This window comes from Cupriavidus sp. GW823-FHT06D04, assembly GCF_058795055.1.
Window position 1 is genome coordinate 1 of record NZ_JBXAHL010000015.1, and the last position, 26,133, is coordinate 26,133.

The window sequence follows — 26,133 nt, forward strand, 5'->3', positions numbered from 1 at the left end:
TCATGCATGCGGCTAACTCTGCCTCATTCTGAGGGACGTAAGTTGAGGGGAGGGGGCGACCGGCGCTTTCCGACCCCTCTCTGCCATTCGCAATCACGCCGACAGATGGCCGCTTCGGGCCGAACTATGGTCAGCTCGTAGAGCTGCTATCGTCAGCGCGTCCCTTTCCCTCTGATACGCACCCGTCCGAATGGGGGGCATGCAACGCAAGCTGCTGCAAGTTCCCGAGCGAAGAAGCATTGCCCGGGCCTCTGGATGGATCGAGAAGTTCATCGAGCCCTGTTGAGCGACGCCATCTCGGGCCTGAAACGCAGCGGCGGGGCAAGCCGCTCTCTCGGCGTCATCTTGGTGGAACCTCCGCTCTGGCCGGCCATGCCTGTTGTGCGTTGGCGGCGTGCCGCGGCAGGAGGCCGGCGGCCGCAAATGCACCAGCGGTGCGCGCGAGGAATTTCCGACGCGTCGTGCTGATGGCGCCCCCCTTTCAGCATGTTGCGGGAATGACGGGGAGAAGCAGGAACGACGCGTACTTCTCGCCCGTGTGGACGGTGGTCTGACCGGCGAAGCGGTCAGACCTGCGGTCGTCGGGGTGATCGTGCAGCAGCACCGACGAGCCGCGCATCGACTTGCCATAAATCTGCGGATAGGGTCCGGGCAGGTCGTGCTCGAAGTCCGAGCTGCCCACAGTCAGCACCAGCCGGTAGCCCTTCGGGAAGACGAAGCACATGGGCCAGATCTCGACCTGCAGCTCGTAGATCTCGTTCGGTTCGAGAAGTTGGATCTCCCGGTGCGTGTGCACGGGCTGATACGGCCTGGAGGCTTGAGGATCCAGCTTTCGGTGCGACGCTCTAAGCCAGCCTTGCGCGAGGGGTGCATTGGGTTCGACTGCCCCCAAGATCAGGTGCTCCTTGCCGTCCGGAGCGAAAGCCCGCAGCGTCAGGAACAGATCCGCATCGCGGGCCGTCGTGGAGATCCAGAGCGTGGCAGACAGCGGGCCGGTCACCTCGGTTTCGCGCTCGAAGGGTGCAGTGCTGAAGCTTACCTTGCCTGCCATGCCGTCAAACGAGACGCGCGAAGCTGTCACGCTCGGCTCCGATCGCAGGCTCTGTGCGCCGGCGTCCAGATACATGGGCGTCCATGCGGTGCGCGCCAAGGGCCATTCATGCTCGTCGCGCTCCACAAAACGATCCACGTGGCGCACCTGCATCTTGATCGGCGGCTGCCGATCCCAGCCGTTGTCCTCGCCCTTGAGGAAGCGGTCAAAAAACCGCTTCTGGAGCGCCACGCCGTAGTCCGTATAGAACTCCGTCCAATGCTCGAGCCCGTGCAATTCGAGCCACTTATGCTTCGAGCCGGCCCCCAAGTAGCCTTGGACATTGCCGCGGAGGTGCAGGCCATGGCCACCCCAGTTTGCGCAGGAAAGCACCGGTACCTCGATTGCACCCAAGTCCGCACGGCGGCCGTCGAAGTAGCTATCACTGATGAGCTCGGCGCTCAACTGCGTCGCGTTGATGTCCACGCGATTGGCGAGCAGTTCCTCGTCGCTGAGCTCGGCTGGCCCGGAGATAGGCAACCCGGTGTTGGGATTCACATGCCCACGCCGTCCGAGGCCGTGCTGCACGTTTTCCACCTGCTTCGGATACCAGGCCACCATGAACGTGTTGAGGATGCCGCCATGCCGGCAGGCGTCGCGATAGTAGTCGGAGAACCCCTCGAACGGGCAGATCGCGGCCAGATGCGGAGGACGTTTCGCCGCCACCAGCCATTGGGTGGCTCCGTAGTAGGAAACGCCGGCCAGGCCGATCTTCCCGTTGCTCCACGGTTGTTTCGCTGCCCATTCAATGCAATCGTAGAAGTCCTGCGCCTCGCGCGGGGAGAAGCAATCGATGACGCCCGGCGATCGGCCAGCGCCGCGCGAGTCCACGCGAATGCAGATGTAACCCAACGGCACCCATCTCTCCGGATCCGCGGTTTCCCAGTTCGCGTACTTGCTGCTGCTGCCCTTCAGAATTTCCGGGTGCTTAGTAGTGAGCGATTGCCATTGTGCGGGGAATCCCACCTGGAATGGCAGGCCTTTGGCGTATGGCCCGTAGGACATCAACACCGGGTAGCGTCCTTCCTCTTTCGGGCGAAAGACGTCGGCCCGAACCACCAAACCATCGTCCATGGGGATTTCAACGTCCCAATCGATTTGCATGTCTGTCTCCTGATCGGTTTATCTTGTAAGCGGCTAAAGCTTGTGGCGCATGCCCAGCGCAAAGCTGGTGCCACTGCCTTTTCCGGTAACCTTGTCGAACATCGTCACAGCGTATACGTCCGTGCGTTTCGACAGAGCATAGTCATAACCACCGGCAAGTCCGTGACGCCGATAGTCCGCCATGACATCGCTACGTACGCGTGAAGACACTGCAGAGGCCAGGATCTTCCCGCTGCCGACCGGAATCTGGGCACCCACCTGCAGCGCGTCGGTCGTCGTTGATGCACCGCTGGTACTTGTGTGGACATACTCGGTCAGCAGCTTGATGACCTTGAAGTCATAGGACAATCCCCCGACCATCGCTGTCTGCGCCCAGCTTCCCGCAGGAAGTCCGGGACCAAGCCGGGTTCTCTGGATGGCAAAACTCGCCGATAAAGGCCCGCGATCATAGAGCAGCATACCGACAGCATTGTTCTGCGAATTCGTGCCCGGCTGCTCGCCAAGGCTATACAAGCCCCGGAACGAAATTCCCGCGAATTCCGGTGAGTAGTAGCCAATCGCGTTATTCCACGCGGTATCGCCGGCAATGTATCGGCCCTGCTGGGGCGTCCACAGGACGTTCTGGAGCGGCGAAAACTTCGTCGAGCCGGAAAACGCATCGAAGAGCGCGGTCGCCAGAAACGTCGGATTTGCTAGTCGCCCGAGACGCACTTCGCCAAAACCGCCCTCCAGGCCGACGTAGGCATTTCGGGAAAAGAGGCCATCCGTGGGAGCGCGCCCATTGGCACCCGTGTCCATTTGGAAGAATCCCTCGAGGCGGTAGTTCGCCTTAAGACCGGCTCCCAAATCTTCGCTTCCTGTCATGCCCCAGAAGGACGTCTGCAGACCTCCACTTTCCACGCCAGTTGCAGAACGTTGTCCACTGAGATGGGTAACGCCGACATATGCGTCCGCGAGTCCATATAGCTGTGCGTTGGTCGCGTAGGACCCGCAAGGCAGCGCAAAGAGTGCCAGCGCATACAACCTTACTATCGGTTGCGCCCTCCGTGTGCAACCCGGTTCGCTACCAGCCTTACCATAGACGGCAAAGCTTGCTTGTCGTTCCTTGTACAAAATTGATCTCCTCCGTTTTATTTACTTCGATCACCTCAAAAGAACAGCGTGGTCTTGGCGCATGAGCAGCCTCACTGACGGGGGCGGTCGTCCTTTTCTGCGGCATTGCGAATGCCGGTATTCGCCCGAGGGAGCTGAGCGCGAGGCCCCACTCACCACAGCATCGCAGCCCATAATCGGCGGGGAGTGGCGCGCGCGGCAGTAGTGGGTTGGAGACGGTCAGGCGGACGCGGGGGCCGGCAGCACGGTCCCATAGTTGAGGCCGAAGCCGATCCGCGCATAGTCGTCGCGCTCGCACCAGCCACGGAACACGACGGTATCGCCATCCTCAAGGAAGCCGCGTTGTTCGCCGTCGCCGATATCTACCGGTTGCGTCCCGGATACTGTGAGTTCGATCAGCGCACCCGCCTCGCCTGGGGCGGGGCCCGAGATCGTGCCGCTGCCCAGCAGGTCGCCGCTCTGTAGGTTGCAACCGCCCATGGTGTGGTGCGCAATCATCTGGCTCAGCGTCCAGTACTGGTGTCGGAAGCTGGTATGGGTCAGCGTGCGCGGTTGCCGGCCCTGTGTTAGCTGGCGCGCGCTGAGTATCGAGACCTCCAGTTGGATGTCGAAGGCGCCGGCCGCGGCATTGTCCGCCGAGCGAAGGTAGTCGAGCGGTTGCGGGCGCCCTGGGGCGCGCGTCCAGCCTGTACGGTAAGGCAGCAGGGCTTCCAGCGTGACGATCCAGGGCGACAATGTGGTGGCGAAGTTCTTGGCCAGAAAAGGCCCTAACGGTTGCATCTCCCAAGTCTGAATGTCGCGCGCGGACCAATCGTTGAGCAGGCACAGGCCGAATATGTGCTGCTGTGCCTTTGCCAGCGGGATAGGCGTACCACGTGCATTTCCGATGCCAATCACCGCGCCCACTTCCAGTTCGTAGTCCAGACGCTGGCAAGGTCCATACACAGGTGCGCTGCCCGGATCGGCGCGGTACTGCCCCATCGGCCGGTAGACCTGCTGGCCACTGACGCCGATGGAAGACGCCCGGCCGTGATACGCGATCGGCAGCCAATCAAAATTGGGGTTCACCTCCAGCCCGAACTGGCGACAGCAGTTCACGGCGTGGTCGAGCGAAGTATAGAAATCCGTGTAGTCGCCAATGTGTACCGGGACCGCAAACTCGGCCGCCGCCTGCGGCACCAGCGTTTCGCGTACTGGACGCTCATGCACACTGTCTGCCTCCAGCAGCGCAAAGATGCCGTGGCGCAATGCGCGCCAGGCGCTCGGACCCAGGTCCAGCAGTGCATTTAGCGTCGGCGCTGCGGCGGCCTGCGTGGCTTCGGCGGCCAGGTCTTGCAGGCAGCCTCTGCCATGCAAGGCGGCCAGGTCGACGATCTGGTCACCGATCGCAACGCCGCCACGCCAGGGCTCCGCGCGGCCAAGCCGACGGAATATGCAGAGCGGAAGATTCTGCAGCGGAAAATCGCAGCCTGCAGCATTGGCCGAGTCCAGCCAGGTGTGGCGGGAGGCATCATGGGTGTGGTTCAGTTCCATGGTGGTATCAGGCGGCATTCAGGGCATCGTCGAAGATGGCAACGGCGCGGGTCCAGCCGGCCGAGGCCCCGCGAATCTTGTGCGGGAAGCAGGAGATGTAGAAGCCATGCGGCGGCAGCGCCTCCAAGTTGTGCAGCTTCTCCAGGTGGCAATAGCCAATGTTGCGGCCCGCCTTGTGGCCTTCCCAGATCAGCGAGGCGTCCTGTGTCTCGGCATACTTGCGGGCCGTGTGCACGAACGGCGCGTCCCAACTCCACGCGTCGGTACCGGTCAGCCGCACGCCACGTTCAAGCAGGTACATGGTGGCGTCGAACCCCATGCCGCAGCCGGACGAGACGTAGTCAGGCTGGCCGTAGCGCTTGCCCGCACGCGTGTTGACCACCACGATCTCCAGCGGCTTGAGCACGTGCCCGATTCTGTCGAGTTCGGCATCAACGTCGTTAGCGGTCACCACATAGCCGTCGTCCAGACCGGTGAAGTCGAGCTTCACGCCTGGCTGGAAGCACCACTCCAGCGGCACCTCGTCAATGGTGATGGCGCGCTCGCGCTGCCCCAATGACTCGTTCATGGTGCTGTGGAAGTGATAGGGTGCATCCAGGTGGGTGCCATTGTGCGTATTGAGCTGGATGCGCTCGATCGCCCAGCCTTCGCTGTCCGGCAGGTCGGACGGCTTCAGTCCCGGGAAAAAAGACGTGACCTGCTCGGCGGTCGAGCGGTGCGACAGGTATTCGATCCGGGGGCCATAGCCGGGAGGATCGGAGACGACATCGTTTTCCAGGTAGATCGAGAGATCGACGAAGCGGCGGGTCATGGTGGGAGGTCCTCTTTGGAGATGCGTGAAAAGGGGGAAGGCGGGCTCAACTGGCATCGAGGGACGGCGCGGTGCCCGGCGCCTTGCGGGCGCCCACACCGGTATCCTGCTCGGCAATTTCGCGTGGCAGCAGGGCAACCACGATCGCGGATAGCAGGAACAAGCCGCCGCACAGCGCGATACTGGGCGCAAAGCCGAACCCAGTCGCCGCCCAGCCCAGCGCCAGCGGAGCAAAGGCGGAGATGCCACGGCCGACGTTGAAGCAGAATCCGGCGCCGGTTGCGCGGATGTGCGTCGGGAACAGTTCGGCGAAGTAGGAGCCCACGAGGCCGGCGAAGGCCATGAAGAAGGCGAATACCGGGCCGAGGACGAGCAGGGTCGCATGGTCCGTGGCGAAAGCGTAGGCCGGTAGCGTCAGTCCGGAGCCGACCAGCGACGCGATCACGGCACGCTGTTTCCCGATGCGGTCTGCGAGCAGGCCAAAGACGTTGTACCCGAGGAACATGCCGACATTCAGCACGGCCACGAAGCTTGCCATGGTGGTGACATCGAGCCCCCGCTCCTTGACCAGGAAGGTCGGTAGCCAGGTCGAAGCGCCCCAGTACGCGGACAGCGCCAAGGCCGAGGTCGCGGTGCCGAGCAGGGTAATGCGCAGCAAGCTCGGCGCGAACAACTCAGCAAGGCTGGCGCGGCCGGCGCTTGCTCTGGCGGACTGGTCGCCATAGCGTTGCGCGAGCCAGACCTCCGATTCCGGCACGCGCAGCCAGACGTAGAAGATGGCGATGGCCACGGCCCCGCCGCAGAGAAGGAACAACATGCGCCAGCCATGCGTCGGTAGCAGGTAGGCCGCTGCCAAAGCGGCCACGGTTGCGCCCGCCGAGAAGGAACTTAGCACGAAGGCAGTGGCCCGTCCTCGCTGGTGCGCGGGCCAGGTCTCGTTGACATGTGCCGCGGCCGTGCTCCAGACCCCGCCCAAGCCGAGGCCTGAGAGGAAACGCAGGAAGAGGATCTGGCGCCAGTCGGTGGCGCCGGAAATTGCCATCGTGAGCGCGCCGAAAGTCACCAGCGACAGTAGCAGCGCCGTGCGGCGGCCCATGGTATCCGCCAGCCTCCCCATCACCACGCTGCTCAGCCCGATGCCGAGCAGCGTGGCTGTGACCAGCAAGCCGGCCTGCGCCTGTGTGATGTGAAGGGATGCGGTAATGGCCGGCATGGCGATGGCAAGGATGATGATGTCCACCGCGTCGAACATATAGCTCAGGAAGCAGCCGATAAGCACGCGCCACTTCAGCGAAGCAGGATTGGGGGGCATGATGGGTCTCCTGATTTGGCGCCCCTGGCCGAAGCAGGTGACGCACCCGTTTGCACTGACTGTACGATCGTGCAGTCTCGAACGGAACGAACTGTACGCTCGTACAGTCAAACGTTACACTGGGGTAAACTCGGGTGCGAATGTGGCGAAGTGAGGTTCGCTACAATGGCGCGTCTATATGGAGGCAGCATGGAAGGCAGGGAAGCGCGGAAGTCGGCGGTCGGGGCGCGGGGCAGGGCGCGGGAAGAAGTGCAGGGGCTGCCGATCCCGGAAGCGAGCAAGCGCGAACGCGTGCTCGATGCAGCGGAGCGGCTCTTTGCCGAGGGCGGCTTTGACGGCGTGTCGATGCGTGATATCGCGGCGGCCGCGGACGTTGGCTTGCCGCTGATCGTTTACCACTTCGAGACCAAACGAAATCTGTACCGCGCGCTCTTTGAACGGCGTAAGACGCTGTTCGAGGCCCGGCTGGCGGCGCTACACGAACCCCTCATCGCCGGCGAGGATCCGGTGGAGCACATCGTGCGTGCGTTCGTGCAGCCAGTAATGCGGATCCAGGACACGGAGGCCGGCATTGCCTACGCCAAGCTCGTCGCACGCGAGGCATCGGATCCAAGAGAAGCTGAGCGAGGCATTGTTGCGGACTACTTCGACCCCTTTGCCATGGAATTCGTCAAGGCGATCCGCAAGGCCCTGCCAGGCAACAGCGCCGGCTATGCGCATTGGGCCTATCTGTTTGCCGTGGGGGCGCTGGTAATGAGCGTGTTCGACAGCCGTATCGAGCGCATCTCCGGCGGCAAGGTCAAGGCCGGCGACGTGCGGCGCAAGTCCGAGTACCTGGTGACCTTCATCGCAGCGGGCATTCGCGCCGGGGCCGACCGGACCTGAACAGACCCTTCTATGAGGGCAAGGATGTCAAGCTCCTCCGGGATTGAATTTCCATAGACATGACTGGCGCGATGCTTTCTCCTTGCAAGCCTCGAATCTTCGTGGGCTGACACGGCTTGAAACCGAGGTCGGGGTTACGTAAGGCCGGGGAAACAGCCCCGGTCTACCTTCTATCCGTGCCCGGCGCAAGGCCGGGTCACCACATACCGCATGCGCAAAGCGCTGGAACACCCCTGTTACCTGCGCGCGCCCCATCTAGAAGAACGGCTACCCGCTGGGGGCAGCCCGAGTCTGTTACGGGCGCGCTGACCTGCGATCGTTACCGCTTAGCCTTCCATACTCAGGCGGCATCACGTTGCGACTAGTTTGAAGCTGGCCTGGACTGGAATCTCGCCGTACTCGAGATAGCGCCACAGGCCAATAGCCAATCGCCGTGCCAGTGCCACAATACCGATGCGCCGCATGCGCTTGCCACCTGGCGCAAAGTGCTCATTGAACCATTGGGTGAGCTGACTTGCAGGCTGGTAGCGTAACCATCTCCACGCCAGTTCAATCATCAGCCAGCGGGCTCGTTTGTTGCCAGCCTTGCTGATGCCTTGCTCGACCTGGCTTTCGCCGCTGCTGTAGGGCGTCGGCGCCAAGCCCAGCGAGCTGGCGACTTCGCGCCGGTTGTGAAATTTCCGCCAGCCAAACAGTTCCTTGACCAGGATCCAGGCACTGCCGACGCCGATCCCACGCAGCCGCGCGAGCATGGCGATCGCCGGCTGCGCGCCGGCCTTTACGGTCGCGTGCTGCTGGGCTTCGATCATCCTGATCTGCGTAACCGCCAGTGCGAGTCGCGCGACACTGCGCTCGATCTCGGCGCGCAGCCCCACAGGCAGTTGCGCGCCATGATCGTTCCACCAGTGCGCCCAGGAACGGCCGCCGACGTGGGCGACCCGCAGGTTGTTCAATACCAGCAGCGAGCGAATTCGGTTGCTGAGGGCGGTGCGTTCCTGCCTGAGTCGCCCCAGTTCCCGGTGCAACCGCCGCTCGTCTTCTTGCTCCGGGGTGGGAACTCGCGCGACGCCCCACACGCGCCGCTCGCCCGCGTGATAACGCAGCAGCATCGAGAGCAGCTTGTCGCCGTCGAGCCGGTCGGTCTTGGCACGTCGTGCACGCCGGTTGACTTCGATGCTGGACGAGTCCACCACCAAGTTATCAATGCCTTGTTCGGTCAGCCAGCGGTGCAGCCAGAAGCCATCGCGGCCAGCCTCGTAACAACTGCGGACCGGCACCTGCGATGCCAGTCCGCAGCGTGCTTTGGCCTTGGCAATCGCTCGCAGGACCGCGTCCTTGTCACCGGCTGCCACCGTATACCGGCTCGGCCCGCGTACGCCGTCGCCAAGCGACAGCTTCCAACTTTTCTCGCCCAATTCGAAGGACATATACAGTCGACCAATAACTGCCCTATCCTGTCCTTGAAGGGCTGTGTCAGGCGCATTCATTTGCAGGCTCCTTTCGTAAAACGGGTTCGTGAAGCTTCGTTTTACTCCAGGGGGCTTATCTGTCCAGCCCTTCCATCTAATCAACCGGTATCTGGATTATCTAGAAATAGAAATCGTTCTCATGATAAGTCTCTGAGATGACCAGAGCGTTCCGCTTCCGCCGATGGAGCGACTTGCATCGCTGGCCAGCGAAAGTCCGTTAGCTTGGCTGGAGCCGACGTTCGATTGGCCGAGTGATCGCGTGGACCAACTACGCTTCATGGCCGAAACCGGAAATCCATTAGGTCGCCGACGCCGCTGTCGCGTCGAAGTTCCGCTCCCGACCCATTGCGATCAGGTGAACTTTCGGATCAGGTGGTGCAGGCGATCGCAAGCGGCTGGAATCTGCTGTTCAATCGCTGTCGCCACCCCGAGTAGCAGCCCCGATCGCTGCGTAGATGTGGAACAGTACCAGCCCGACAACGCCGCGGGCGCGAGCCCATAGGCGTAGGCTTCCCGGGCGATCGTCTTGTCGTCGGCGTCGTCGGGGAGCCGCACCACCATAGCCAGTCCAGCCGGATAGGCCTCGAATTCCCGGGACTCGAGGCCTGCCAGCAGCGCTTGGCTTCGGGCCGCATAGATGCGCTTCATGCGCCGCAAGTGCCGCATGTAATGGCCGTCTCGCATGAACTCTGCCGTCGCCATCTGCACGGCCGGCCCAGGTGCGGAAGCCAGGCAGGCCACAGCTTCATCGAAACGGGATACCAGGGCCGGTGGCACCACGACGAAGCCCAGCCGCAGCGTCGGGCTGATCGTCTTGCTGAACGTCCCGACATGAATGACCCGCCCCGCTCGATCCTGTGATGCCAGCGCCGGCGCCGCGTGGCGTTTGAGCTGGAGTTCACCCAAGTAGTCGTCTTCGATGATCCAGCTCTCCGAGCGGATCGCCCATTCGAGCAGTTGCACCCGGCGGGCCAGCGACAACGTCGGGCCCAGGGGCGCCTGTTGTCCCGCAGTGACCAGCGCCAGCGCGGCATCCGGTGCGTGCCTTTCGCCGTAGCTGACGTCGATGCCTTCATCATCGACAGGCACGGGAACAGTCGTGAGCTGGGAAATGGACAAGGCCCTGCGGCTCGGAAGAAAGCCCGGATCTTCGACCCATGCCTTGCGGCCTTCGGCCTGGAGCACGCGTAAGGCTATACCGAGCGCTCCCGAGAAACCTGCCGTGATGAAGATCTGCGAGGGCTGGCATTCGATGCCGCGTGACAAGGCGAGATGCGCGGCGATTTCCCGGCGGAGTTCATGCTCGCCGCGCGGGTCCGGATAGGACGCCGGCGCTTCGACTTCATCGCGCGCCGCACGGGCGCGCAGTCGTGCAAACAATGTGGTCGGAAAACAGTCCGATGCGGGCACGCCCATCTGAAACACTGCGGGGCCGGGCAGGAAGTGCTGGTATAGATCGGATTGCAGATCCGTCTCGATCGACCGCGTCCGGTCCGTGCTCGGGCGCACTGCCGGCGCGTGCTCGGAAACTCTTGTTCCGCCGGCACGCGACGAGACGATCAACTGCGCGTCGGTCAGCCGCTCGTAGGCGGTCTTGACGGTGCCGCGCGCCACGCCCAGCTGCGCTGCCAGGTCCACCCACGACGGCAGCCTGGCACTTGGAAGCAGTACCCCGCTCTCAATGGCGACGGTGATTCCCGCGCGTATCTGTTCTGCAAGTGCTGTCTTCGACGCGCGGTCGACCTTCAAATCCAGGATTTTCGCCATGGTTCGTGGTGCATTAGGATTTCAGGTTTTTGGTTCTTTTATGCGAACCGCCTGACGTTCATGATTCTAGCCAACACGGAGCTGAACATGAAACGTCAACGCACACTTCTTTCTCTCGTTGTCGCTGCCAGCGTGGCCTATTCCGGGGTCGCTGCTGCTCATGGCGCGGAAACCGGCGGCCCTGGCGATGTCGTCAAGCCGAACTTTTCGCGCGCCATACAAAACATCCCGGGTAAATCGCTCGTTACCGTGGAAGTCATCTATCCACCCGGAGGCGCTTCGCTACCTCATACCCATGCCAAGTCGGCGTTCATCTATGCGTATGTTGTCTCCGGCAGCATCGCCAGCAAGGTGAATGACGAGCGGGAACGCGTCTACAAGGCTGGGGAGGCGTTTTTCGAGGAGCCGGGCTCACGCCATCCCGTGAGCCGGAACGCGAGCAGAACCGAACCAGCAAAGCTGTTGGCGGTATTCGTCGTTGATAGCAACGACAAAGAACTGACCACGCCGCTCAAGTAAGCATCGCCTCGGAACGCGAAGCACTCGCATACCTACATCTGTCCCTTCACCCATAGGGATCACTATGACCAACGCCGTCATCGACTGTATCCTGAGCCGCAGCGCGGCCAAGTACTATGACCCCACCGCAACCTTGAGCGACGAGCAAATCCGCGAGCTGGTGCGGATCGGCACAAGCGCGCCGACATCCTTCCACATGCAGAACTGGCGCTTCATCGCCGTACGCTCGCCTGAAGCCAAGGCTCGGCTGAGTCCGATCGCTTGGAGCCAGCCCCCGATCACCGAAGCAGCCGTTACCTTCATCGTCTGCGGTCAGTTGGCCGATTCCAGCGTAATACCAGATCGCCTGGCGCCGCTGGTGGAAGCGGGCGTCATGCCGGCAGAGATGGTGCCGGAATGGGAAATCCCCGCACGCAATCTGTACATGGAGTACCCGCAGCGCCAGCGCGACGAGGCAGTACGCACTGCCACCTTCGGCGCGGCGGCGATGATCTACGCGGCCCGCTCGCTGGGCCTGGGTTCGACGCCGATGATTGGTTTCGATGCCGAAGGGGTGCACCGCGAGTTCGGACTGGCCCAAGACGAAGTGCCGGTCCTGCTGTTGTCCGTAGGAGCGGAGCGTCCCGGAAACTGGCCGCAGAAGCCGCGCCTGCCAGTAGCCGATGTGTTGGACCTCGTCTAATTGCTGATCACGCCCATCAAATAGACATTCAGACGCACTCGACAGCGCCAGGTATTGAAGGCTTGCACGGTGCAAGACCCGCGAGCGCTGCGAGGGAAGGGCGGTGCACTGCATATATGTCAGAGGCACATTCAACTCAAGGAGGTTCGCAAATGGCCAGTCCGATTCCTCTTCAAATTGCTGAAAAGGGCGCCGGTTCACTCAACTTCTTGGCCCTGCTTAGATGGGCTTTGGTCGTTATCTTTCTTTGGTTCGGCGGAATGAAGTTCACCGCATACGAAGCAGCCGGTATCGCTCCGTTTATCGAACACAGTCCGATCATGAGCTGGCTGCACGCCCTATTTGGAGTTCAAGGGGCAAGCTACGTGATAGGCGTACTTGAGCTATCCACCGCTGCGGCTCTTATTCTTGGGGCCTTCGAGCCCATTTTTTCAGCATTGGGAGCGGCGATGTCCGCCACGACCTATCTTATAACGCTCACCTTCTTCGTGAGCACACCTGGCGTGGCAGAAGCGACGGCGGGTGGATTCCCGGCGATTTCCGCAGCACCGGGCCAGTTCCTTCTTAAGGATCTTGTTCTACTGGCTGCATCGCTTTCTCTTCTCCTGGCATCTCTACGTGGTCCGTGGCTCAGCGATCAGAAGTCCTGAGTGGATAGGGCGATTCGCTGGCGCTAAGTTCTGCCGACGCGCGGAATGCAGCGGATCATCGGTGCCTGCAAATCGCCCGTTGGAGGTATTGGGCCACGTCCGCGCGCCGTCCGCGAGCAGCAGCCGGGCGGCCAGCATCCTCTATTTCGGGAGCATTCTATGCAATCAGTCGAGATCAAAGCCATTGAAAACTACGATTTTGATCTTTGGCTTCCGCTGTGGAAAGGCTATCAGAGGTTTTACGATGTGGATATTCCCGAGTCCGTGACGCTCCGGACCTGGGCACGCTTCTTGGACCCAGCGGAACCGATGCATGCAGCGCTTGCCATGGTTGGGGGGAAAGCATTGGGGCTGGTGCATTCGATCTACCACCGATCCACCTGGGAAACCGGCGACTACTGCTACCTGCAGGACCTGTTTGTTGCCGACCAGGCGCGTGGCGGCGGAATTGGCCGCGCGCTGATCGAGCATGTCTATGCGGATGCGAAACGTCGCGGGGCGTCCCGTGTGCACTGGCTGACGCACGAAGCCAACCATGGGGCCATGCAGCTTTACGACTGCATCGCTGATCGCTCGGAGTTCATCCAGTACCGAAAACTATTTGCGTGACACGCTGGTTCGGGTCCGTCCTCAGGACTCGTGCGGTGCATCGCCGAAAACCAACCGATACTCAGAAAGAGAAGGCCCAAGAAGATGGTCGTGATCGGCGGCACGGGCCTGCTTCAGCCTGCTCGCGCAAAAGAGCCGGATCAGGCCGTCGCGGGGTGCCTCGACACTGCGCGATACGGCCCGCCCCGTAGCTTAGGTCTTACTCCTTTCGATAGCTTTCATCATGGATCGTCTAGTCTCAATGCAGGCATTCACTCGGGTGGTGGATGTCGGCAGCTTTGCGGGCGCGGCGGAGTCGCTCGACCTGCCAAAGCCTACGCACACCCACCAGATCCAGCATCTCGAGACTCACCTTGGAGTCAAGCTGCTGCACCGGACCACGCGCCGCATCAGTTTGACCACCGAAGGCGCTGCCTATTACGAACGCTGCGTCCGCATCCTGGCCGACGTCGAGGAATCGGAACAGTCGTTGACGCATCACAACAACTCGCCACGCGGCACACTGGCAGTGGACACCACGAGCGCACTCGCGCAAATGGTGTTGATGCCGCGACTGCGCGACTTCTTCAATGCGTATCCGGAACTGAAGCTCGAGCTGACCACCAACGGCAAGCCGATCGACATGCTCAAGGAAGGCGTGGATGTGGTCCTGCGCGTGGGTGCGCTTGACGAATCGATGGTGGCACGTCGCATCGGCCAGGTGAAGCTGGCGTTCTATGCATCACCGATCTATCTGCGCCGCTTTGGTACACCTCACGATCTCACAGAACTGGCCCTGCATAAGGCGGTGAACTTCCTGTCGAACCGCACCGGGCGCGAAACGCCGTGGCCGCTGATCCGTGCCCGCGAACGCAGCGAAGTTTTGCTGCCTTCGGCGATCTCCACCAACGATGCCGACCTCTACCTGGGCTGCGCATTGGACGGCCACGGAATCGCCCGCATCTCGCAAGCGATGGCCGATCCCTATATCAACAGTGGCCGGCTGGTGGAAATCATGACCGAGTGGCAATCCGACGAACTGCCAATCTCCGCGATGTATCCACAGAACCGGCACTTGTCGGCCAAGGTGCGCGTATTCGTGAACTGGGCTGCCGAGATTTTCTCGCGGCATCCGCGCTTCGGCGCGGCACGGCAGCAACTGGCCGCGTAGTTTGCGTAGTCGGAGTTTCGGCGCGACAAGCTTTCCGGGCCGGGTCATTCAACAGGAGATCAGATGTGACCAACACGACCGCAGCGAATGGAAAAGAGGTGGCCTCTCATGGTGTGCCTGCGGAAGACGACTATTCGATCTCAGTGCGGAAGCTATTTGATTGGTGTATCGAGGCTGGCCTTTCCTGAGCAGCTCATCGAGGCCGTCTTCAAGGCAGTGCTGCCTACCGCACTGGGCCACCTCGCCCCGGCCTCATCCATCATGCCGCCGGCTACACCGACACCCATTTGGCTGAGATCTCGCTGGCCATCGCGCTCACCGTCTGTACCGACGTTGACTTTCCACCCATCGAGTAAACCGCCTTGCCGGGCGAGCACGACATCACACTTCGAAGTTTCGCTCGGCTGATCCCGACGCGGCGATTTTCCCTGAGCCGTGCCGCCGATGCCGGATGGATTGCCTTGTTGCTTTGATCCTTTTGGGCATTCTTTTGAGTACATGGAGTCTCGAAATCTGCATTCGGTAGACCTAAAGTTGAGGCTCCTAACCACCTGATGAATGAGTCTCGCGCCCATGACCAACGGAACCACCATGACCAACGCTGTCATCGACTGTATCTTGAGCCGCAGCACGGCCAAGTACTACGACCCCACCGCAACCTTGAGCGACGAGCAAATCCGCGAGCTGGTGCGGATCGGCACAAGCGCGCCGACATCCTTCCACATGCAGAACTGGCGCTTCATCGCCGTACGCTCGCCTGAAGCCAAGGCTCGGCTGAGTCCGATCGCTTGGAGCCAGCCCCCGATCACCGAAGCAGCCGTTACCTTCATCGTCTGCGGTCAGTTGGCCGATTCCAGCGTAATACCAGATCGCCTGGCGCCGCTGGTGGAAGCGGGCGTCATTCCGGCAGAGATGGTGCCGGAATGGGAAATCCCCGCACGCAATCTGTACATGGAGTACCCGCAGCGCCAGCGCGACGAGGCAGTACGCACTGCCACCTTCGGCGCGGCGGCGATGATCTACGCGGCCCGCTCGCTGGGCCTGGGTTCGACGCCGATGATTGGTTTCGATGCCGAAGGGGTGCACCGCGAGTTCGGAGTGGCCCAAGACGAAGTGCCGGTCCTGCTGTTGTCCGTAGGAGCGGAGCGTCTCGGAAACTGGCCGCAGAAGCCGCGCCTGCCAGTGGCCGATGTGTTGGATTTGGTATAGGCGCGTCGCCGCGGCAGTGATCACGCCGAACGACCAAGCGGCTGCCAAGTGAGAGGCAAACACAAGGTACCTCCCACTTGAAGGCCTGACCAGCTTCGACCCAAGACTTGGGCACGAAGTAAGCCGGGGGATGGTTCCCGCATGGACTTTCCCCAATTAGTGAAACCAGCAACTTACAGAGATTACGATGCCAAGAACTGCTGCTCTAAAGCCGGAACAGGTGCCGGCCGATTCGAAACCGACCCTCGATGCAATTACCAAGAACATCGGGTTCACCCCAAATATGATGGCGACCTTCGCGCAGAGCCCCGTCGCGTTCAACTCATGGGCCACCCTGCTTGGCTCCTTGAGTAAGGCGCTCGACGTGAAGACGCGCGACAGCATCGGCCTCGCTGTCTCCGAAGTGAATGGCTGCAACTACTGCCTGACAGTTCACAGTTATACGGCCGAGCATCTGGCCAAGCTGCCGGCCGATGAAATCATTCTCGCTCGGAAGGGCCGTGCCAACGACCCGAAGCGCGACGCCGCCGTCCAGTTTGCGCGCAAAGTCATCGAGGCCCGCGGCAACGTCACTGACGCCGATCTGAAAGCCGTCCGCGACGCCGGCTACACGGATGCGAACGTCATGGAGATCGTCGCGCTGGTTGCCATGTACTCCCTGACGAATTTCTTCAATAACGTGTTCGATCCCGAGAAGGACTTTCCCGCCGTTACGCCGGCTGGCTCGATCTGAACGCTATCCGGTCGCATCGACCCTCTCCGAGGGGCTTGAAGGTTTGATGCGAGCGCTACGCCAAAGCCCGGAGGCACCCGGGAAAGATTCTTGGGAATGCGTCCGGGCTTTTCGTATGACCCGACAAGTCTAGGAGAAAGAATGTGACACTCGATCATCCAATTTTTGCGCGCTGGCCGGTGCAGTACCCCGATCGGCTGCAACTCTTTTCCTTACCGACGCCCAACGGAGTGAAGGTCGGCATCATGCTGGAGGAAACAGGCCTTGCCTATGAGCCTCACCGCATCGACATCATGGCGAACGAAAACCACGATCCGGCCTTCCTGGCACTCAATCCTAATGGCAAGATTCCGGCGATCTACGATCCCGAAGGGCCGGGCGGCCGGCCGCTGGCGTTGTTCGAATCCGGAGCGATCCTGATCTACCTCGCAGACAAGACGGGGCAGTTCCTCTCCACCGATCCCAACACGCGCTACGAAACGATCCAGTGGCTGATGTGGCAGATGGGCAGTGTCGGGCCGATGTTCGGCCAGGTCGGCTTCTTCAACAAGTTTGCCGGCAAAGCCTATGAAGACAAGCGCCCACGCGACCGCTACGCAACCGAATCAGCCCGGCTGCTCGGTGTCCTCGACGAACGTCTCGCGGGCCGCGACTGGGTGATGGGCGCTGACTACAGCATCGCCGATATTTCGCTGCTCGGGTGGGTGCGTAACCTGATCGGCTTTTATGAGGCGCGTGAGCTCGTCGGCTTCGATCGCTTCCTTCATGTGCAGGCATGGCTCGATCGCGGTTTCGCGCGCCCAGCCGTTCAAATGGGAATCAATATTCCGCCTCGCGACTGAGTGCATGTAGATGGATACCGCAACGGCCGGCGACGCACGGAGCCGCTCAAATTCTATTCAAGCGAGGATATCTATGATTGAAATCACCGCCGACATGGAGGCGATCATCAAGCAGGCGATGCTGTCGTTCGTCGCGACAGTCAACGCGGACGGAACGCCCAATCTTTCGCCGAAGGCGTCCTTGACGGTCACGAACGGCGTTCTCTACTTCGCCGATATCGCATCGCCCCGAACGATACTGAACTTGAGGCGAAATCCCGCCATCGAAATTAACGTGGTCGACATCTTCCAGAGACGCGGTTATCGATTCAAGGGTCGCGCGTTGGTGCTGCCGCCAGGCGATGGTGAGTACTTGATGATCGCCGATTGGGTTCGGGCGACGAATGGCCCAGAGTATCCCGTCAATCACGTCGTCAAAATCGAAACCACTTCGATCATCCCGTTACTGTCTCCAGCCCATGTCTTTGCCCACCCTCCTCGAAGTCAGGACGAAATCAGGAGCACCTACCATCAAAAGTACAGGGTGAAACCCATCGGAGCATAGGTGCAGGGTCCGCGAAGTACGGCATGCGGCTTTACGACCGCATCGTTCATCGCTCGGGCTTCCCAGCCGGCATGCAAGTGCCTGGATGGCGGCGCGTACGCGAAGGAATTCCTGGCCGTCCAGTTGCCCGGACGAGCTTGCGCGCTACGTGTCCGGTCAGCTCGAGCACTGAGGCCATTTGCTTCGCACAACCGGTGTGCAATCGCAATATGATGCTTGAGCGTTTCAAATTCTCGAGGTCCTATGTCCCAAGTCGACTGGCTGAGCCAGCTCCTGCAAATGATCACCATCACTGGCCGGCTCGAGGTCCGTTGCGTCTACGGCGAGCCATGGCGTGTGGCCTGGCCCCAGTCCGCAGCGCACGAGATTCCCTACCACGTCGTGCTCAAGGGCCGGGCGATTATCGAGAATCCGGAGACCGAGACGACCATGGAGTTGGTGGGAGGAGATATCGTGCTGTTGCCTCACGGGTCGGCGCACGTCCTGCACGATGGCAGCGGACATGCGCCGGGTCTTACCTACAATCGCCAAGGTTCTGCAGGATGGATGCTTAGCCAGAATGACGGCCAGGGCGATCATCTGGACCTGTTGTGCGGGCGATTATTCATCGAGCCGCCCCATGATCGGCTGATTCGCAATTATCTACCCACGAATCTGGTGGTACGGGCCATGGACGGCCATGATGATGACGCCATCGGGTCCGCTTCGAACCACCTGGCCAGTCTCGTGGGGCTGATGCGCATGGAGGCCGCCGGAGACAAACTGGGCGGATATGCCATGCTCAACGCGCTTACCTCGGCGCTGTTCACACTGGTACTGCGCGCAGCAAGCGAATCCGAGCAGGCCCCGGCAGGCTTGTTGGCGCTTGCCGGCCATCCACGGCTGGCTCCGGCTATTTCGGCGATGTTCGCCGATCCGGCGCGACCCTGGAACCTGCCTGATCTGGCCGACTTGTGCAGCATGTCGCGCGCCACCTTCATGCGGCACTTTCAGGACAAGCTGGGGCGCTCGGCCATCGAATTGCTGACCGATATCCGCATGAGCCTGGCCGCCAACGAACTGAAGAAGCCGATGATGACCACCGAGGCCGTGGCCGACTCAGTCGGGTATCGATCCGTGGCAGCGTTCCGGCGTGTGTTCACCGACACGATGGGGATGACGCCGGGGGAATGGCGCCGTCTGGCGCGCGAGGGCCAGTAATGCGATTCGGTTTCGGTGTGCAGCCTGGATGAGGCGCTAGACACGCCGGCGCTTGCGACCACTCTTCCGCGCTCCAACGCGACCTCATAGGAGGAGTCGTCCAATAAGAAAGAGCGCCGCTGCGAATAGTGCGGCTGTATGGTATCGAATGTGTCTCTGGGCCATGACTAAATTGAGGGTCGGCTACGTTGCAGAAGTCGCGACACGCTACTTCAGCGCAAGCGAACAGCTTGCTGGCCTCCGACCTCGGTCGATTGACGGGAGGGTGGCGGTCGGCTCTTGCCGGCTGCACTCCGGCCGCTGGACCAGACACCACCTCATCGGCAGCTTTTGAGGGTACAGCTGTCATTCATGTCTTCGGGTCGGTCGGCAGATCATCCGCCAAACTCGCCATTCGTGCATTCCCCGTTGCAGCCGGTCCGAAATGTCCAGTATCGTGCACAGGTGCGTGATCGACCTGTTGCGGCCGTCCGAGAAGCCCGAAACCGGACGTTCTTCCCACGATGCGTAAGCCTTAAACAATCAGCTGCTGCCAAGGACGTGTTTCGTCGGCCTGTCCGATTAGTCTCTCTGCTTCGTGAGTTGCTCGCGGATCTCGGATAATTCCTTTTTCCGCTCGGCGGTCGTCTTCGGGTACTGCAATTTCAGCTCACCGAGGGTGTCGAGGATGATCTGCGACACGATCAGCCGTGCGTCCTCCTTGTCGTCGGCGGGTACTACGTACCAGGGCGCGAGTTCCGTGCTAGTCGCGCTCAGACATTTCTCGTACGCCGTCATGTATTTCGTCCAGAATTTTCGCTCCTCGACGTCGGCCATGCTGAATTTCCAGTTCTTATTCGGATCGTCAATGCGCGCGAGAAAGCGCTTACGCTGTTCCTCCTTCGAAAGATGCAGGAAGAACTTCACGACACGCGTGCCGTTACGGTAAAGATGGGCTTCCAAATCAGCGATCGAACGGTAGCGGCCATGCCAGAGGGATTCGCCAGAACCCGACACAAGCGATAGACCCTCGCCGCGAAGGATCTCGGGATGCACACGAAGGATCAACACCTCCTCATAGTAAGAGCGGTTGAAGATGCCGATGCGGCCGCGTTCCGGCAGGTCGTGGGTGGTGCGCCAGAGGAAATCATGCTGAAGTTCGTTTGCGCTCGGATGCTTGAAGCTGAACACCTGGCATCCCTGCGGGTTGACGCCCGACATGACGTGTTTGATGACGCCGTCCTTGCCCGCCGCATCCATTGCCTGGAAGATGAGGAGAACAGAGTAGCGGTTGTCCGCATAGAGCAAACTTTGTAGCTTGCTGAGCCTCTCGATGTGCTCGGCTAGCAGAGTACGATACTGGTCCCTCGACCCGTGGAGGGGAGTCACGCGCGTCGGCCATTTCGTAAGCAAAACCGTGTCGCCCTCGCGCACTCGGAAATCGTCGGAATTGAAATTCATGGTCGTTCTCCCAGCGGGACGAATGGCGAATCTGACGCGTCCTAATAGATCAACGAGCGCAGTCGGTATCCAATATGCGCGCACCGCCTCCTTACTCCGGCCGTCGATTCGGAAACCGCAAGCGCCCCCCTGGCCGAACCCAGACTGCGGCATGTTCTTCACCGTGCGCGAGGGATGCGGCTGTCGCGCGTGACGACGATCGAACTGGCGGTTGCCTGCAATCTCCGCGGGTCTTCGCAATCGCGGTGTCGGAAACAATAGGCGATCGACCAACTATGAAAAATAGCCGAGTCACGGCATTATCGCAATTTGTCCAGTTGAGCAATATTGCCACTGGAACACTTCGGGGTCCCGGTTGCATTCCTACAGCCGAATAGAGGATGAGCGATCACGAACTGCAACGGCATGCCGCATGCGGGACACGCGCTCGCTCAGTGCGTCGGGGAATGTCCAATGGAGGTCCAGCGATGTTCCGGCTCATCCTGGTAATCTGAAGCGCCCCAGCGAAAAGCAGTGGTACTTCGCCAGTTCCTTCGAGCCAACGTGATACCGTTATCCTGCATAGCTAATGCAAAACGACCGGAAGGGTATGAAAAAGTATCCGTGCAAGGCGTCCGCGCGCGTTCTCGCGGGCCATTACTTGCCTGACCTGCGCGCCGGGTTGTCTGTCGCTGGCCTGCTCGTTCCTGAGGCAATCGCGTATTCAACCATTGCCAACCTACCACCTCAGACGGGCGTCATAGCGCTGCTCGCGGGACTCGTCGCCTACGGCCTGCTGGGCAACAGCCGCTTTGCGATTGTGTCGGCCACGTCATCGTCGGCAGCCGTCGTTGCAGCCGTAGCAGTGGGAATGGCCGGTGACAGCCTGCCGATGCGCATGCTGCTGGCCGCCGGGCTCGTATTGATTACCGGGTTGATCTTCGTGAGCGCGTCGCTCGCACGCTTGGGCAGCGCTTCTGAGTTCATCGCCAAACCCGTGCTGCGAGGCTACGCGTTCGGTCTAGCAATTGTCATCATTATAAGACAGATCCCGAGTTTTCTCGGCGTGAGCCTCAAGCACACCGATTCTGCCGGCTTCCTGATCGAGCTTGCCCGTAGCTACCCGCAGTGGAACGTCTGGCAGTTAGCAACCGGGCTCGTCGCGCTGGTCCTGCTATTCGCTTTCGGTCGCTCACGCCAGGTGCCGGGCGCGTTCGTCGTCATCTCGCTAGGCATCGTCGCCAGTCGTTGGTTCGGCCTTCACGCCCATGGGGTGTCGGTGGTCGGCACAATCGAACTATCGGGCCAAATGCCTTCGTTGCCCAGCCTTGATCACCACCAATGGGCCCAACTTGGCGAATTCGCCTTTGCGCTGGCGCTGATCCTTTACGCCGAATCGTATAGCTCGATCCGCACGTTAGCACTCAAGCATGGAGACTTGACGGTGCCGAACCGTGAGTTGCTCGCGCTCGGCGCTGCAAATATGCTGTCAGGGCTCTTTCATGGTCTGCCTGTAGGCGCGGGCTATTCGGCAAGTGCCACTAGCGAAGCGGCTGGTGCCCAGTCGCGCTGGGCAGGTTGGTTCGCTGCGGTAGTGGTGGCCGTCATCATGCTCCCCTTGCTGCCATTGGTGGCGCTCACGCCCACCGCGGTTCTCGCTGCTGTCGTTTGCCATGCGCTTAGTCACGCGTTGAACCCATCAGTATTCACCCCGTATTTGCGCTTGCATCGCGACCGTATCCTCGTCGCCGCCGCCGTGCTGGCAGTGCTCGTACTAGGCGTGCTCTACGGGTTGCTCGCCGCGATTGGGCTCAGCCTGCTGATGCTTTTGCGAGGGCTCTCGGTTCCGAACGTGAGCACCCTCGGCCGCCTTGGCGAAGGACACGATTTCCTTGTTCTCGCAGCGCATTCTGATGCGCGACCAGTCCCGGGCGTGATCGTCCTGCGTCCGGAGGCACCGCTCTTTTTTGGCAATGTCGAAGTCATGATGCAGCATGTGAGGACGTTGGTCGTCAACGCGGGGGACAGCACGCAATCGATTGTTCTCAGTCTGGAAGAGTCCCCCGATCTGGATAGCACCAGCGTGGAGGCATTGATGGAATTCGAACGCTTTGCTGCTGCGCGCGGCAAGAGGTTGTTCTTCGCGCGCCTGAAGGAGCCCGCGCTGGCGTTGCTGACTTTGGCAGGCATGCCTGGTCTCACCCCGTCAGACGTTCATTACAGCGTCGACGATGCGGTCGCCGCCGCGCTCGCTCAGTCGAGTTGACGCACGGACGCTTGTCAGACGAGGGGACGAATGTCGCTTATGGTGGCCGAAGATGCAACTGATATGGGCCGCGCACGAATGTCCGTTGTCTGGTGGAGCCGCCGTTTGGATGTCCGTCTGCGCGCGCTGGCGAATGGAAGGAGATGGCCGGTTACTGCCGTTGCACTCCACGCTGTCCGTCGCAAGGCATGGGCGGGGAGAAGAGCGTGAGCCGGGGGCATGGCAATAAGATCCGATAACGGTGCCTTATGGCGAGTTGGCGAGCACCGGGGCAACGTTGTTACTGCACCTACGCCGCCTAACGGATAGCTCCGACTAGGCGTCGCCATCGGGAACCGCATGACCTTGGTCCCGCAAGGCCTTCGTCCAGCGCTTGATGCGTGCACGCAGTCGTCCCTGTGCAGCTTTTTCTATCGGCATGTCCTGGACGCGGCTGAGCGCTGCGCGCGGCGAAACATAGCCGTATTGAATTAGGGCCATACAGAAGACGCGGTCCTTGTCGCGATCCGCTACCGCCTTCGCCATAAAGAGGTCAACGACGTCCAAGCAATAGCCAACCCGTCCATTCGTGCCCGCCGTCTGGATGCGCTGCAGGCGGCGTTGCCATCCGGCCGGCAGGCAGGCGGTCTCTGGCCCGACGCCCTGCGCGTAGTAACCGTACGTCTCGTGAAAACGCGAGCCTTCTCCGATGGCCGCGTCAATCGCATCCGCCTTGTCGATGGCATTGAGCGGGTAGATGTCGGCCTCCGCAGACATCGTGAAAACTGCCGGCGGGTTGGGGATCGGCCCTAGGATCGATTGGCTGCCAACGACAACGAACTCGTATTCATTCGTGATGTCGGCCGCGGCCCGAATGATGTGTTCCAGATCTTCCCGGTTCATTCCTGATCCCCGATCACAACGCCTTTCTTCAACGCCTGGATCTGTGCAAGCACCTCCTGCCGAAGGGCGTCGGGTAGAACAGCCGGCAGGGGAGAGGCTTGGCGAAGCTCTTGAGCACGTCGAGTTCGGCCAAGCGCCTTGCGCCACGACCGGTTCGCAAGAATCGTTTCCCACTCGGACCAAAGTGAATCAGACCGTGAGTCTCCCTGCGAGCGCCATCGCCTGAGCACCTCTTGGGCCCGGCCCAGTAGGGCAGGATCCTCATGAATCATTCGGATCGCCTCCTTGTGCAGCGCCATGCTCTGCAAATCCTGAGCTTGATGGCGGCTGGGATCCGTCGTCACCATAACTTGCACCTGCGGTCTGGTACGCTTGGACGAGGCGGCTGCTGAATTTGCCGGCGGCGGCTGGAAGGTGTCGCTGACCAGCAGGGCGAGATCCCCGGCCACGCCGAGGACCGACATGACGCGAAGGTAAGTGCCCATCGTCGGCGCGGGGTCGCCTGCCTCAACGGCAGCGAGGGTCGTCCGGGAGATGCCAACGCGCTTGGCCATCTCGACCGTGCTGAAGTTCTGGGCCTTCCGCAGACGCTTGATGCGGTCGCCGAGTTGCAGCAGCAAGTGACGTTCTAGGACGGAAGTAGTATCAGTGAAGGCTGGCATATGTTCAGTATTCTAGTCAAAATATGGAAATTAGACTAGTTTGTTGAACATCATCGCGTCATCGTCAGTTTGCGTTGTTGAGGTGGGACGCTGGCAAGCCTCACGATGGCCTGGTGGGTCGGCGACCGCCGCCAGAAGTGAGCGGGGTCGCGCCAGCACGCGCTGAGCAACGAGGACGCGTCGCCAAAGAGGTCGAGCCCAAGGGAATAGCAACAGGACTTTCGGACCTCCACGCCGCATACGGTCGGCCTGGCATGCACAGCGGCATATCAGCGGGGCCTAATCTGCAATTTCACGATCACGAAATTATTGGCGGCAGCGGCAGCGGCGGCGGGCTGTATGGTGCAATGGATTGGAGCGCAAAGGTCGGTCTGCATCTGAGATGCAAGCCATAGGGTCGTGCGATGCCAGTACCTGGCCGCTTTGCTGAAGTCATGACCCCTTGGTGGGCCTGAGAATTCCACATTGCGGCCCAACCTATTGCACCGTGACGCTCTTTTCTGAGCGAGGACTCCTCTGTAGAGGACCACAGCGACACGCGATTTGAGGGCGGGAGTGGCCGGAACGAGGACGCGCGCATGCCGTAAAAGTCGGAATGATGCCCAACGCAAAGTCTAGAATTTATGCGCCGATCTGCCGCAGCAAACCGGAACCATCCCCCATGTGACCCAGACCTGGCAGGTGACGGCCGGCTACTACTATGACAACGTCAAGCAAGTCGCCAATCCGGTTACCAATGCGCTACTGGGCAATATCGCCAATCCATGGCAGGTGCAGGTAATCAACAACTACTACCTGTCGAAGCGCACTAACCTCTATCTGACTACTGCCTATGCCAAGAACGCGTCCCTGAACTTCGATACCTCTGTCGGTGGGCTGGGAACCGGCTACTACCTCGGGGCAGGGAAGAACAGCATGTCTGGCGCGGCGCTGGGTATCAGGCATATCTTCTGACGCGTGGCAACCGGCCTTACTGACTCACCGACTTCAGCATCGGCGATTGGATATCGTTGTAGGCTGCGGTAGTCATCGGCAAGCCAATCACGATGCTGGTCCGTTCATTGAACGGCCGCGGGGACAGGACCAGCATCGGATGCATATCCTTCAGTTTGACCCAATCAAGCACGGCAGCGAATCCATGGTCACGCAACGCATCGGCGCGGAGGCTATCTAATGGCGGGCAAGCTATGGGTGCCTGAGCGACGTGACATCATCTGGATCGACTGCAATCCGCAAGGTGGCCGTGAGACCTGGAGACAGGCTCCCTTGGAGGTATTTGCTGCGGCTTGTGAGCAACTAAACCAGATCATTGCGATCGCAGAGTGACCTGATAGGGGTCCGCCTGCCGTCTTGGTCCGTCTCAATTGTTCAAGCGGTAAGCAATACTTGTACGGTTACCGATTGTCCAAACATTGTCGACCGGCAAAGCGTGGATGTTCTGCCTAGCATGATTGTGTGCCTTAACGTTGATACGCTTGGCAGGCCAGCCATTGCCTCGACGAAAGTCATGCTGACTTAAGGTTCGGTCAGCGCCGCCGACAACCATGAACTAAAGCTTTCGGACAACCATCCCGGCCAACCGGCCAAGATAGTTGTCGCTGGGCCGGCCGTCCTGCTTGACGCCCTGGGCGTTGCGCTGGCCGAGGAATGCGCCCATGGCTGTGCCGGTGAATCCAAAGGCC

The 26,133-nt window shown here is 61.0% G+C and carries 25 protein-coding genes; 13 read left to right on the plus strand and 12 right to left on the minus strand.

Going from position 1 to position 26,133, the window contains the following annotated elements; translation table 11 throughout:
- Window positions 1–481 precede the first annotated feature (481 nt).
- From AC1Q7H_RS19250 to AC1Q7H_RS19270, 5 genes are all read right to left on the minus strand, one after another.
- Window positions 482–2,194 (minus strand): CocE/NonD family hydrolase, encoded by a 1,713-nt coding sequence (locus tag AC1Q7H_RS19250; RefSeq protein WP_492381551.1) that lies wholly within the window; start codon window positions 2,192–2,194, stop codon window positions 482–484.
- A gap of 33 nt (window positions 2,195–2,227) precedes the next feature.
- Window positions 2,228–3,307: a porin gene (locus AC1Q7H_RS19255; protein WP_211984093.1), complete on the minus strand. Its 1,080-nt coding sequence runs from the start codon at window positions 3,305–3,307 to the stop codon at window positions 2,228–2,230.
- A gap of 219 nt (window positions 3,308–3,526) precedes the next feature.
- Window positions 3,527–4,840 carry a fumarylacetoacetase gene (gene fahA / locus AC1Q7H_RS19260; RefSeq protein WP_211984091.1) on the minus strand — a complete coding sequence of 438 codons (1,314 nt, stop codon included), beginning with the start codon at window positions 4,838–4,840 and terminating at the stop codon, window positions 3,527–3,529.
- 7 nt (window positions 4,841–4,847) lie between these two features.
- Window positions 4,848–5,651 carry a cyclase family protein gene (locus AC1Q7H_RS19265; RefSeq protein WP_041228959.1) on the minus strand — a complete coding sequence of 268 codons (804 nt, stop codon included), beginning with the start codon at window positions 5,649–5,651 and terminating at the stop codon, window positions 4,848–4,850.
- A 46-nt stretch (window positions 5,652–5,697) separates the two neighbouring features.
- Window positions 5,698–6,903 carry an MFS transporter gene (locus AC1Q7H_RS19270; RefSeq protein WP_492381552.1) on the minus strand — a complete coding sequence of 402 codons (1,206 nt, stop codon included), beginning with the start codon at window positions 6,901–6,903 and terminating at the stop codon, window positions 5,698–5,700.
- 249 nt (window positions 6,904–7,152) lie between these two features.
- Between AC1Q7H_RS19270 and AC1Q7H_RS19275 the strand changes: the two genes are divergently transcribed.
- Window positions 7,153–7,848 carry a TetR/AcrR family transcriptional regulator gene (locus tag AC1Q7H_RS19275; protein ID WP_041228960.1) on the plus strand — a complete coding sequence of 232 codons (696 nt, stop codon included), beginning with the start codon at window positions 7,153–7,155 and terminating at the stop codon, window positions 7,846–7,848.
- A gap of 350 nt (window positions 7,849–8,198) precedes the next feature.
- On the opposite strand, the gene AC1Q7H_RS19280 is transcribed toward AC1Q7H_RS19275, so the two are convergent.
- The gene (locus AC1Q7H_RS19280) at window positions 8,199–9,335 is read right to left on the minus strand and encodes an IS110 family RNA-guided transposase (RefSeq protein WP_492381553.1); all 1,137 of its coding nucleotides are present in this window, start codon (window positions 9,333–9,335) and stop codon (window positions 8,199–8,201) included.
- 333 nt (window positions 9,336–9,668) lie between these two features.
- The gene (pdxR, locus tag AC1Q7H_RS19285; RefSeq protein ID WP_492381554.1) at window positions 9,669–11,084 is read right to left on the minus strand and encodes a MocR-like pyridoxine biosynthesis transcription factor PdxR; all 1,416 of its coding nucleotides are present in this window, start codon (window positions 11,082–11,084) and stop codon (window positions 9,669–9,671) included.
- An 87-nt stretch (window positions 11,085–11,171) separates the two neighbouring features.
- Here pdxR and AC1Q7H_RS19290 point away from each other — a divergent pair, with 87 nt between their 5' ends.
- The 5 genes from AC1Q7H_RS19290 to AC1Q7H_RS19310 all read left to right on the plus strand — a co-directional run bounded on the left by AC1Q7H_RS19290 (window position 11,172) and on the right by AC1Q7H_RS19310 (window position 14,694).
- Entirely contained in the window at window positions 11,172–11,603 is a 432-nt protein-coding gene (locus AC1Q7H_RS19290; RefSeq protein WP_492381555.1) for a cupin domain-containing protein, read from the plus strand.
- Window positions 11,604–11,667: 64 nt separating this feature from the next.
- Window positions 11,668–12,285, plus strand: a complete 618-nt coding sequence (locus AC1Q7H_RS19295) for a nitroreductase family protein (RefSeq protein WP_211984088.1) — start codon at window positions 11,668–11,670, stop codon at window positions 12,283–12,285.
- Window positions 12,286–12,437: 152 nt separating this feature from the next.
- Window positions 12,438–12,935, plus strand: a complete 498-nt coding sequence (locus tag AC1Q7H_RS19300) for a YkgB family protein (protein WP_013958579.1) — start codon at window positions 12,438–12,440, stop codon at window positions 12,933–12,935.
- A gap of 159 nt (window positions 12,936–13,094) precedes the next feature.
- Complete coding sequence (locus tag AC1Q7H_RS19305) at window positions 13,095–13,544, plus strand: GNAT family N-acetyltransferase (protein ID WP_013958580.1); 450 nt, start codon at window positions 13,095–13,097, stop codon at window positions 13,542–13,544.
- A 223-nt stretch (window positions 13,545–13,767) separates the two neighbouring features.
- On the plus strand, window positions 13,768–14,694 hold the full coding sequence (locus tag AC1Q7H_RS19310) for a LysR family transcriptional regulator (protein ID WP_492381556.1): 927 nt from the start codon (window positions 13,768–13,770) through the stop codon (window positions 14,692–14,694).
- 152 nt (window positions 14,695–14,846) lie between these two features.
- Here the strand turns inward: AC1Q7H_RS19310 and AC1Q7H_RS19315 are convergent, their stop codons facing one another.
- Window positions 14,847–15,194 carry a hypothetical protein gene (locus AC1Q7H_RS19315; protein ID WP_492381557.1) on the minus strand — a complete coding sequence of 116 codons (348 nt, stop codon included), beginning with the start codon at window positions 15,192–15,194 and terminating at the stop codon, window positions 14,847–14,849.
- Between the two features lie 73 nt (window positions 15,195–15,267).
- Here AC1Q7H_RS19315 and AC1Q7H_RS19320 point away from each other — a divergent pair, with 73 nt between their 5' ends.
- The 5 genes from AC1Q7H_RS19320 (at window position 15,268) to AC1Q7H_RS19340 (ending at window position 19,222) form a co-directional block, all read left to right on the plus strand.
- Window positions 15,268–15,903, plus strand: a complete 636-nt coding sequence (locus tag AC1Q7H_RS19320) for a nitroreductase family protein (protein ID WP_492381558.1) — start codon at window positions 15,268–15,270, stop codon at window positions 15,901–15,903.
- 187 nt (window positions 15,904–16,090) lie between these two features.
- A complete protein-coding gene (locus AC1Q7H_RS19325) occupies window positions 16,091–16,636 on the plus strand; it encodes a carboxymuconolactone decarboxylase family protein (RefSeq protein ID WP_492381559.1) in 546 nt (181 codons plus the stop codon).
- A gap of 143 nt (window positions 16,637–16,779) precedes the next feature.
- Window positions 16,780–17,478 carry a glutathione S-transferase N-terminal domain-containing protein gene (locus tag AC1Q7H_RS19330; RefSeq protein WP_211984084.1) on the plus strand — a complete coding sequence of 233 codons (699 nt, stop codon included), beginning with the start codon at window positions 16,780–16,782 and terminating at the stop codon, window positions 17,476–17,478.
- A gap of 73 nt (window positions 17,479–17,551) precedes the next feature.
- Window positions 17,552–18,022 (plus strand): pyridoxamine 5'-phosphate oxidase family protein, encoded by a 471-nt coding sequence (locus tag AC1Q7H_RS19335; protein WP_153956674.1) that lies wholly within the window; start codon window positions 17,552–17,554, stop codon window positions 18,020–18,022.
- Window positions 18,023–18,265: 243 nt separating this feature from the next.
- Window positions 18,266–19,222, plus strand: coding sequence for an AraC family transcriptional regulator (locus AC1Q7H_RS19340; RefSeq protein WP_153956675.1), 957 nt, complete (start codon window positions 18,266–18,268; stop codon window positions 19,220–19,222).
- A gap of 561 nt (window positions 19,223–19,783) precedes the next feature.
- Here the strand turns inward: AC1Q7H_RS19340 and AC1Q7H_RS19345 are convergent.
- Window positions 19,784–20,662, minus strand: coding sequence for an ADP-polyphosphate phosphotransferase (locus AC1Q7H_RS19345; RefSeq protein WP_035823710.1), 879 nt, complete (start codon window positions 20,660–20,662; stop codon window positions 19,784–19,786).
- A 589-nt stretch (window positions 20,663–21,251) separates the two neighbouring features.
- Here AC1Q7H_RS19345 and AC1Q7H_RS19350 point away from each other — a divergent pair.
- Window positions 21,252–22,907, plus strand: a complete 1,656-nt coding sequence (locus AC1Q7H_RS19350) for a SulP family inorganic anion transporter (RefSeq protein WP_194946941.1) — start codon at window positions 21,252–21,254, stop codon at window positions 22,905–22,907.
- Window positions 22,908–23,222: 315 nt separating this feature from the next.
- On the opposite strand, the gene AC1Q7H_RS19355 is transcribed toward AC1Q7H_RS19350, so the two are convergent.
- Together AC1Q7H_RS19355 and AC1Q7H_RS19360 are read right to left on the minus strand one after the other, a co-directional pair.
- Window positions 23,223–23,789, minus strand: coding sequence for a DUF6036 family nucleotidyltransferase (locus AC1Q7H_RS19355; RefSeq protein ID WP_153956677.1), 567 nt, complete (start codon window positions 23,787–23,789; stop codon window positions 23,223–23,225).
- A complete protein-coding gene (locus AC1Q7H_RS19360) occupies window positions 23,786–24,451 on the minus strand; it encodes a helix-turn-helix transcriptional regulator (RefSeq protein ID WP_153956678.1) in 666 nt (221 codons plus the stop codon). Before AC1Q7H_RS19360 ends, AC1Q7H_RS19355 begins: the two co-directional genes overlap by 4 nt.
- 663 nt (window positions 24,452–25,114) lie before the next feature.
- Between AC1Q7H_RS19360 and AC1Q7H_RS19365 the strand changes: the two genes are divergently transcribed.
- The gene (locus tag AC1Q7H_RS19365; RefSeq protein WP_153956679.1) at window positions 25,115–25,405 is read left to right on the plus strand and encodes a porin family protein; all 291 of its coding nucleotides are present in this window, start codon (window positions 25,115–25,117) and stop codon (window positions 25,403–25,405) included.
- 16 nt (window positions 25,406–25,421) lie between these two features.
- On the opposite strand, the gene AC1Q7H_RS19370 is transcribed toward AC1Q7H_RS19365, so the two are convergent.
- On the minus strand, window positions 25,422–25,541 hold the full coding sequence (locus AC1Q7H_RS19370; protein WP_492381560.1) for a hypothetical protein: 120 nt from the start codon (window positions 25,539–25,541) through the stop codon (window positions 25,422–25,424).
- Window positions 25,542–26,133 lie beyond the last annotated feature (592 nt).

What these genes read in the sequence shown, in the direction of transcription:
- AC1Q7H_RS19250 (WP_492381551.1), bottom strand. Translation starts at nt 2,194, where the DNA reads ATGCAAATCGATTGGGACGTTGAAATCCCCATGGACGATGGTTTGGTG.
- fahA (WP_211984091.1), bottom strand. Translation starts at nt 4,840, where the DNA reads ATGGAACTGAACCACACCCATGATGCCTCCCGCCACACCTGGCTGGAC.
- AC1Q7H_RS19265 (WP_041228959.1), bottom strand. Translation starts at nt 5,651, where the DNA reads ATGACCCGCCGCTTCGTCGATCTCTCGATCTACCTGGAAAACGATGTC.
- AC1Q7H_RS19270 (WP_492381552.1), bottom strand. Translation starts at nt 6,903, where the DNA reads ATGTTCGACGCGGTGGACATCATCATCCTTGCCATCGCCATGCCGGCC.
- AC1Q7H_RS19275 (WP_041228960.1), top strand. Translation starts at nt 7,153, where the DNA reads ATGGAAGGCAGGGAAGCGCGGAAGTCGGCGGTCGGGGCGCGGGGCAGG.
- AC1Q7H_RS19280 (WP_492381553.1), bottom strand. Translation starts at nt 9,335, where the DNA reads ATGAATGCGCCTGACACAGCCCTTCAAGGACAGGATAGGGCAGTTATT.
- pdxR (WP_492381554.1), bottom strand. Translation starts at nt 11,084, where the DNA reads ATGGCGAAAATCCTGGATTTGAAGGTCGACCGCGCGTCGAAGACAGCA.
- AC1Q7H_RS19290 (WP_492381555.1), top strand. Translation starts at nt 11,172, where the DNA reads ATGAAACGTCAACGCACACTTCTTTCTCTCGTTGTCGCTGCCAGCGTG.
- AC1Q7H_RS19295 (WP_211984088.1), top strand. Translation starts at nt 11,668, where the DNA reads ATGACCAACGCCGTCATCGACTGTATCCTGAGCCGCAGCGCGGCCAAG.
- AC1Q7H_RS19300 (WP_013958579.1), top strand. Translation starts at nt 12,438, where the DNA reads ATGGCCAGTCCGATTCCTCTTCAAATTGCTGAAAAGGGCGCCGGTTCA.
- AC1Q7H_RS19305 (WP_013958580.1), top strand. Translation starts at nt 13,095, where the DNA reads ATGCAATCAGTCGAGATCAAAGCCATTGAAAACTACGATTTTGATCTT.
- AC1Q7H_RS19310 (WP_492381556.1), top strand. Translation starts at nt 13,768, where the DNA reads ATGGATCGTCTAGTCTCAATGCAGGCATTCACTCGGGTGGTGGATGTC.
- AC1Q7H_RS19315 (WP_492381557.1), bottom strand. Translation starts at nt 15,194, where the DNA reads ATGTACTCAAAAGAATGCCCAAAAGGATCAAAGCAACAAGGCAATCCA.
- AC1Q7H_RS19320 (WP_492381558.1), top strand. Translation starts at nt 15,268, where the DNA reads ATGACCAACGGAACCACCATGACCAACGCTGTCATCGACTGTATCTTG.
- AC1Q7H_RS19325 (WP_492381559.1), top strand. Translation starts at nt 16,091, where the DNA reads ATGCCAAGAACTGCTGCTCTAAAGCCGGAACAGGTGCCGGCCGATTCG.
- AC1Q7H_RS19335 (WP_153956674.1), top strand. Translation starts at nt 17,552, where the DNA reads ATGATTGAAATCACCGCCGACATGGAGGCGATCATCAAGCAGGCGATG.
- AC1Q7H_RS19340 (WP_153956675.1), top strand. Translation starts at nt 18,266, where the DNA reads ATGTCCCAAGTCGACTGGCTGAGCCAGCTCCTGCAAATGATCACCATC.
- AC1Q7H_RS19345 (WP_035823710.1), bottom strand. Translation starts at nt 20,662, where the DNA reads ATGAATTTCAATTCCGACGATTTCCGAGTGCGCGAGGGCGACACGGTT.
- AC1Q7H_RS19350 (WP_194946941.1), top strand. Translation starts at nt 21,252, where the DNA reads ATGAAAAAGTATCCGTGCAAGGCGTCCGCGCGCGTTCTCGCGGGCCAT.
- AC1Q7H_RS19355 (WP_153956677.1), bottom strand. Translation starts at nt 23,789, where the DNA reads ATGAACCGGGAAGATCTGGAACACATCATTCGGGCCGCGGCCGACATC.
- AC1Q7H_RS19360 (WP_153956678.1), bottom strand. Translation starts at nt 24,451, where the DNA reads ATGCCAGCCTTCACTGATACTACTTCCGTCCTAGAACGTCACTTGCTG.
- AC1Q7H_RS19370 (WP_492381560.1), bottom strand. Translation starts at nt 25,541, where the DNA reads ATGCTGGTCCTGTCCCCGCGGCCGTTCAATGAACGGACCAGCATCGTG.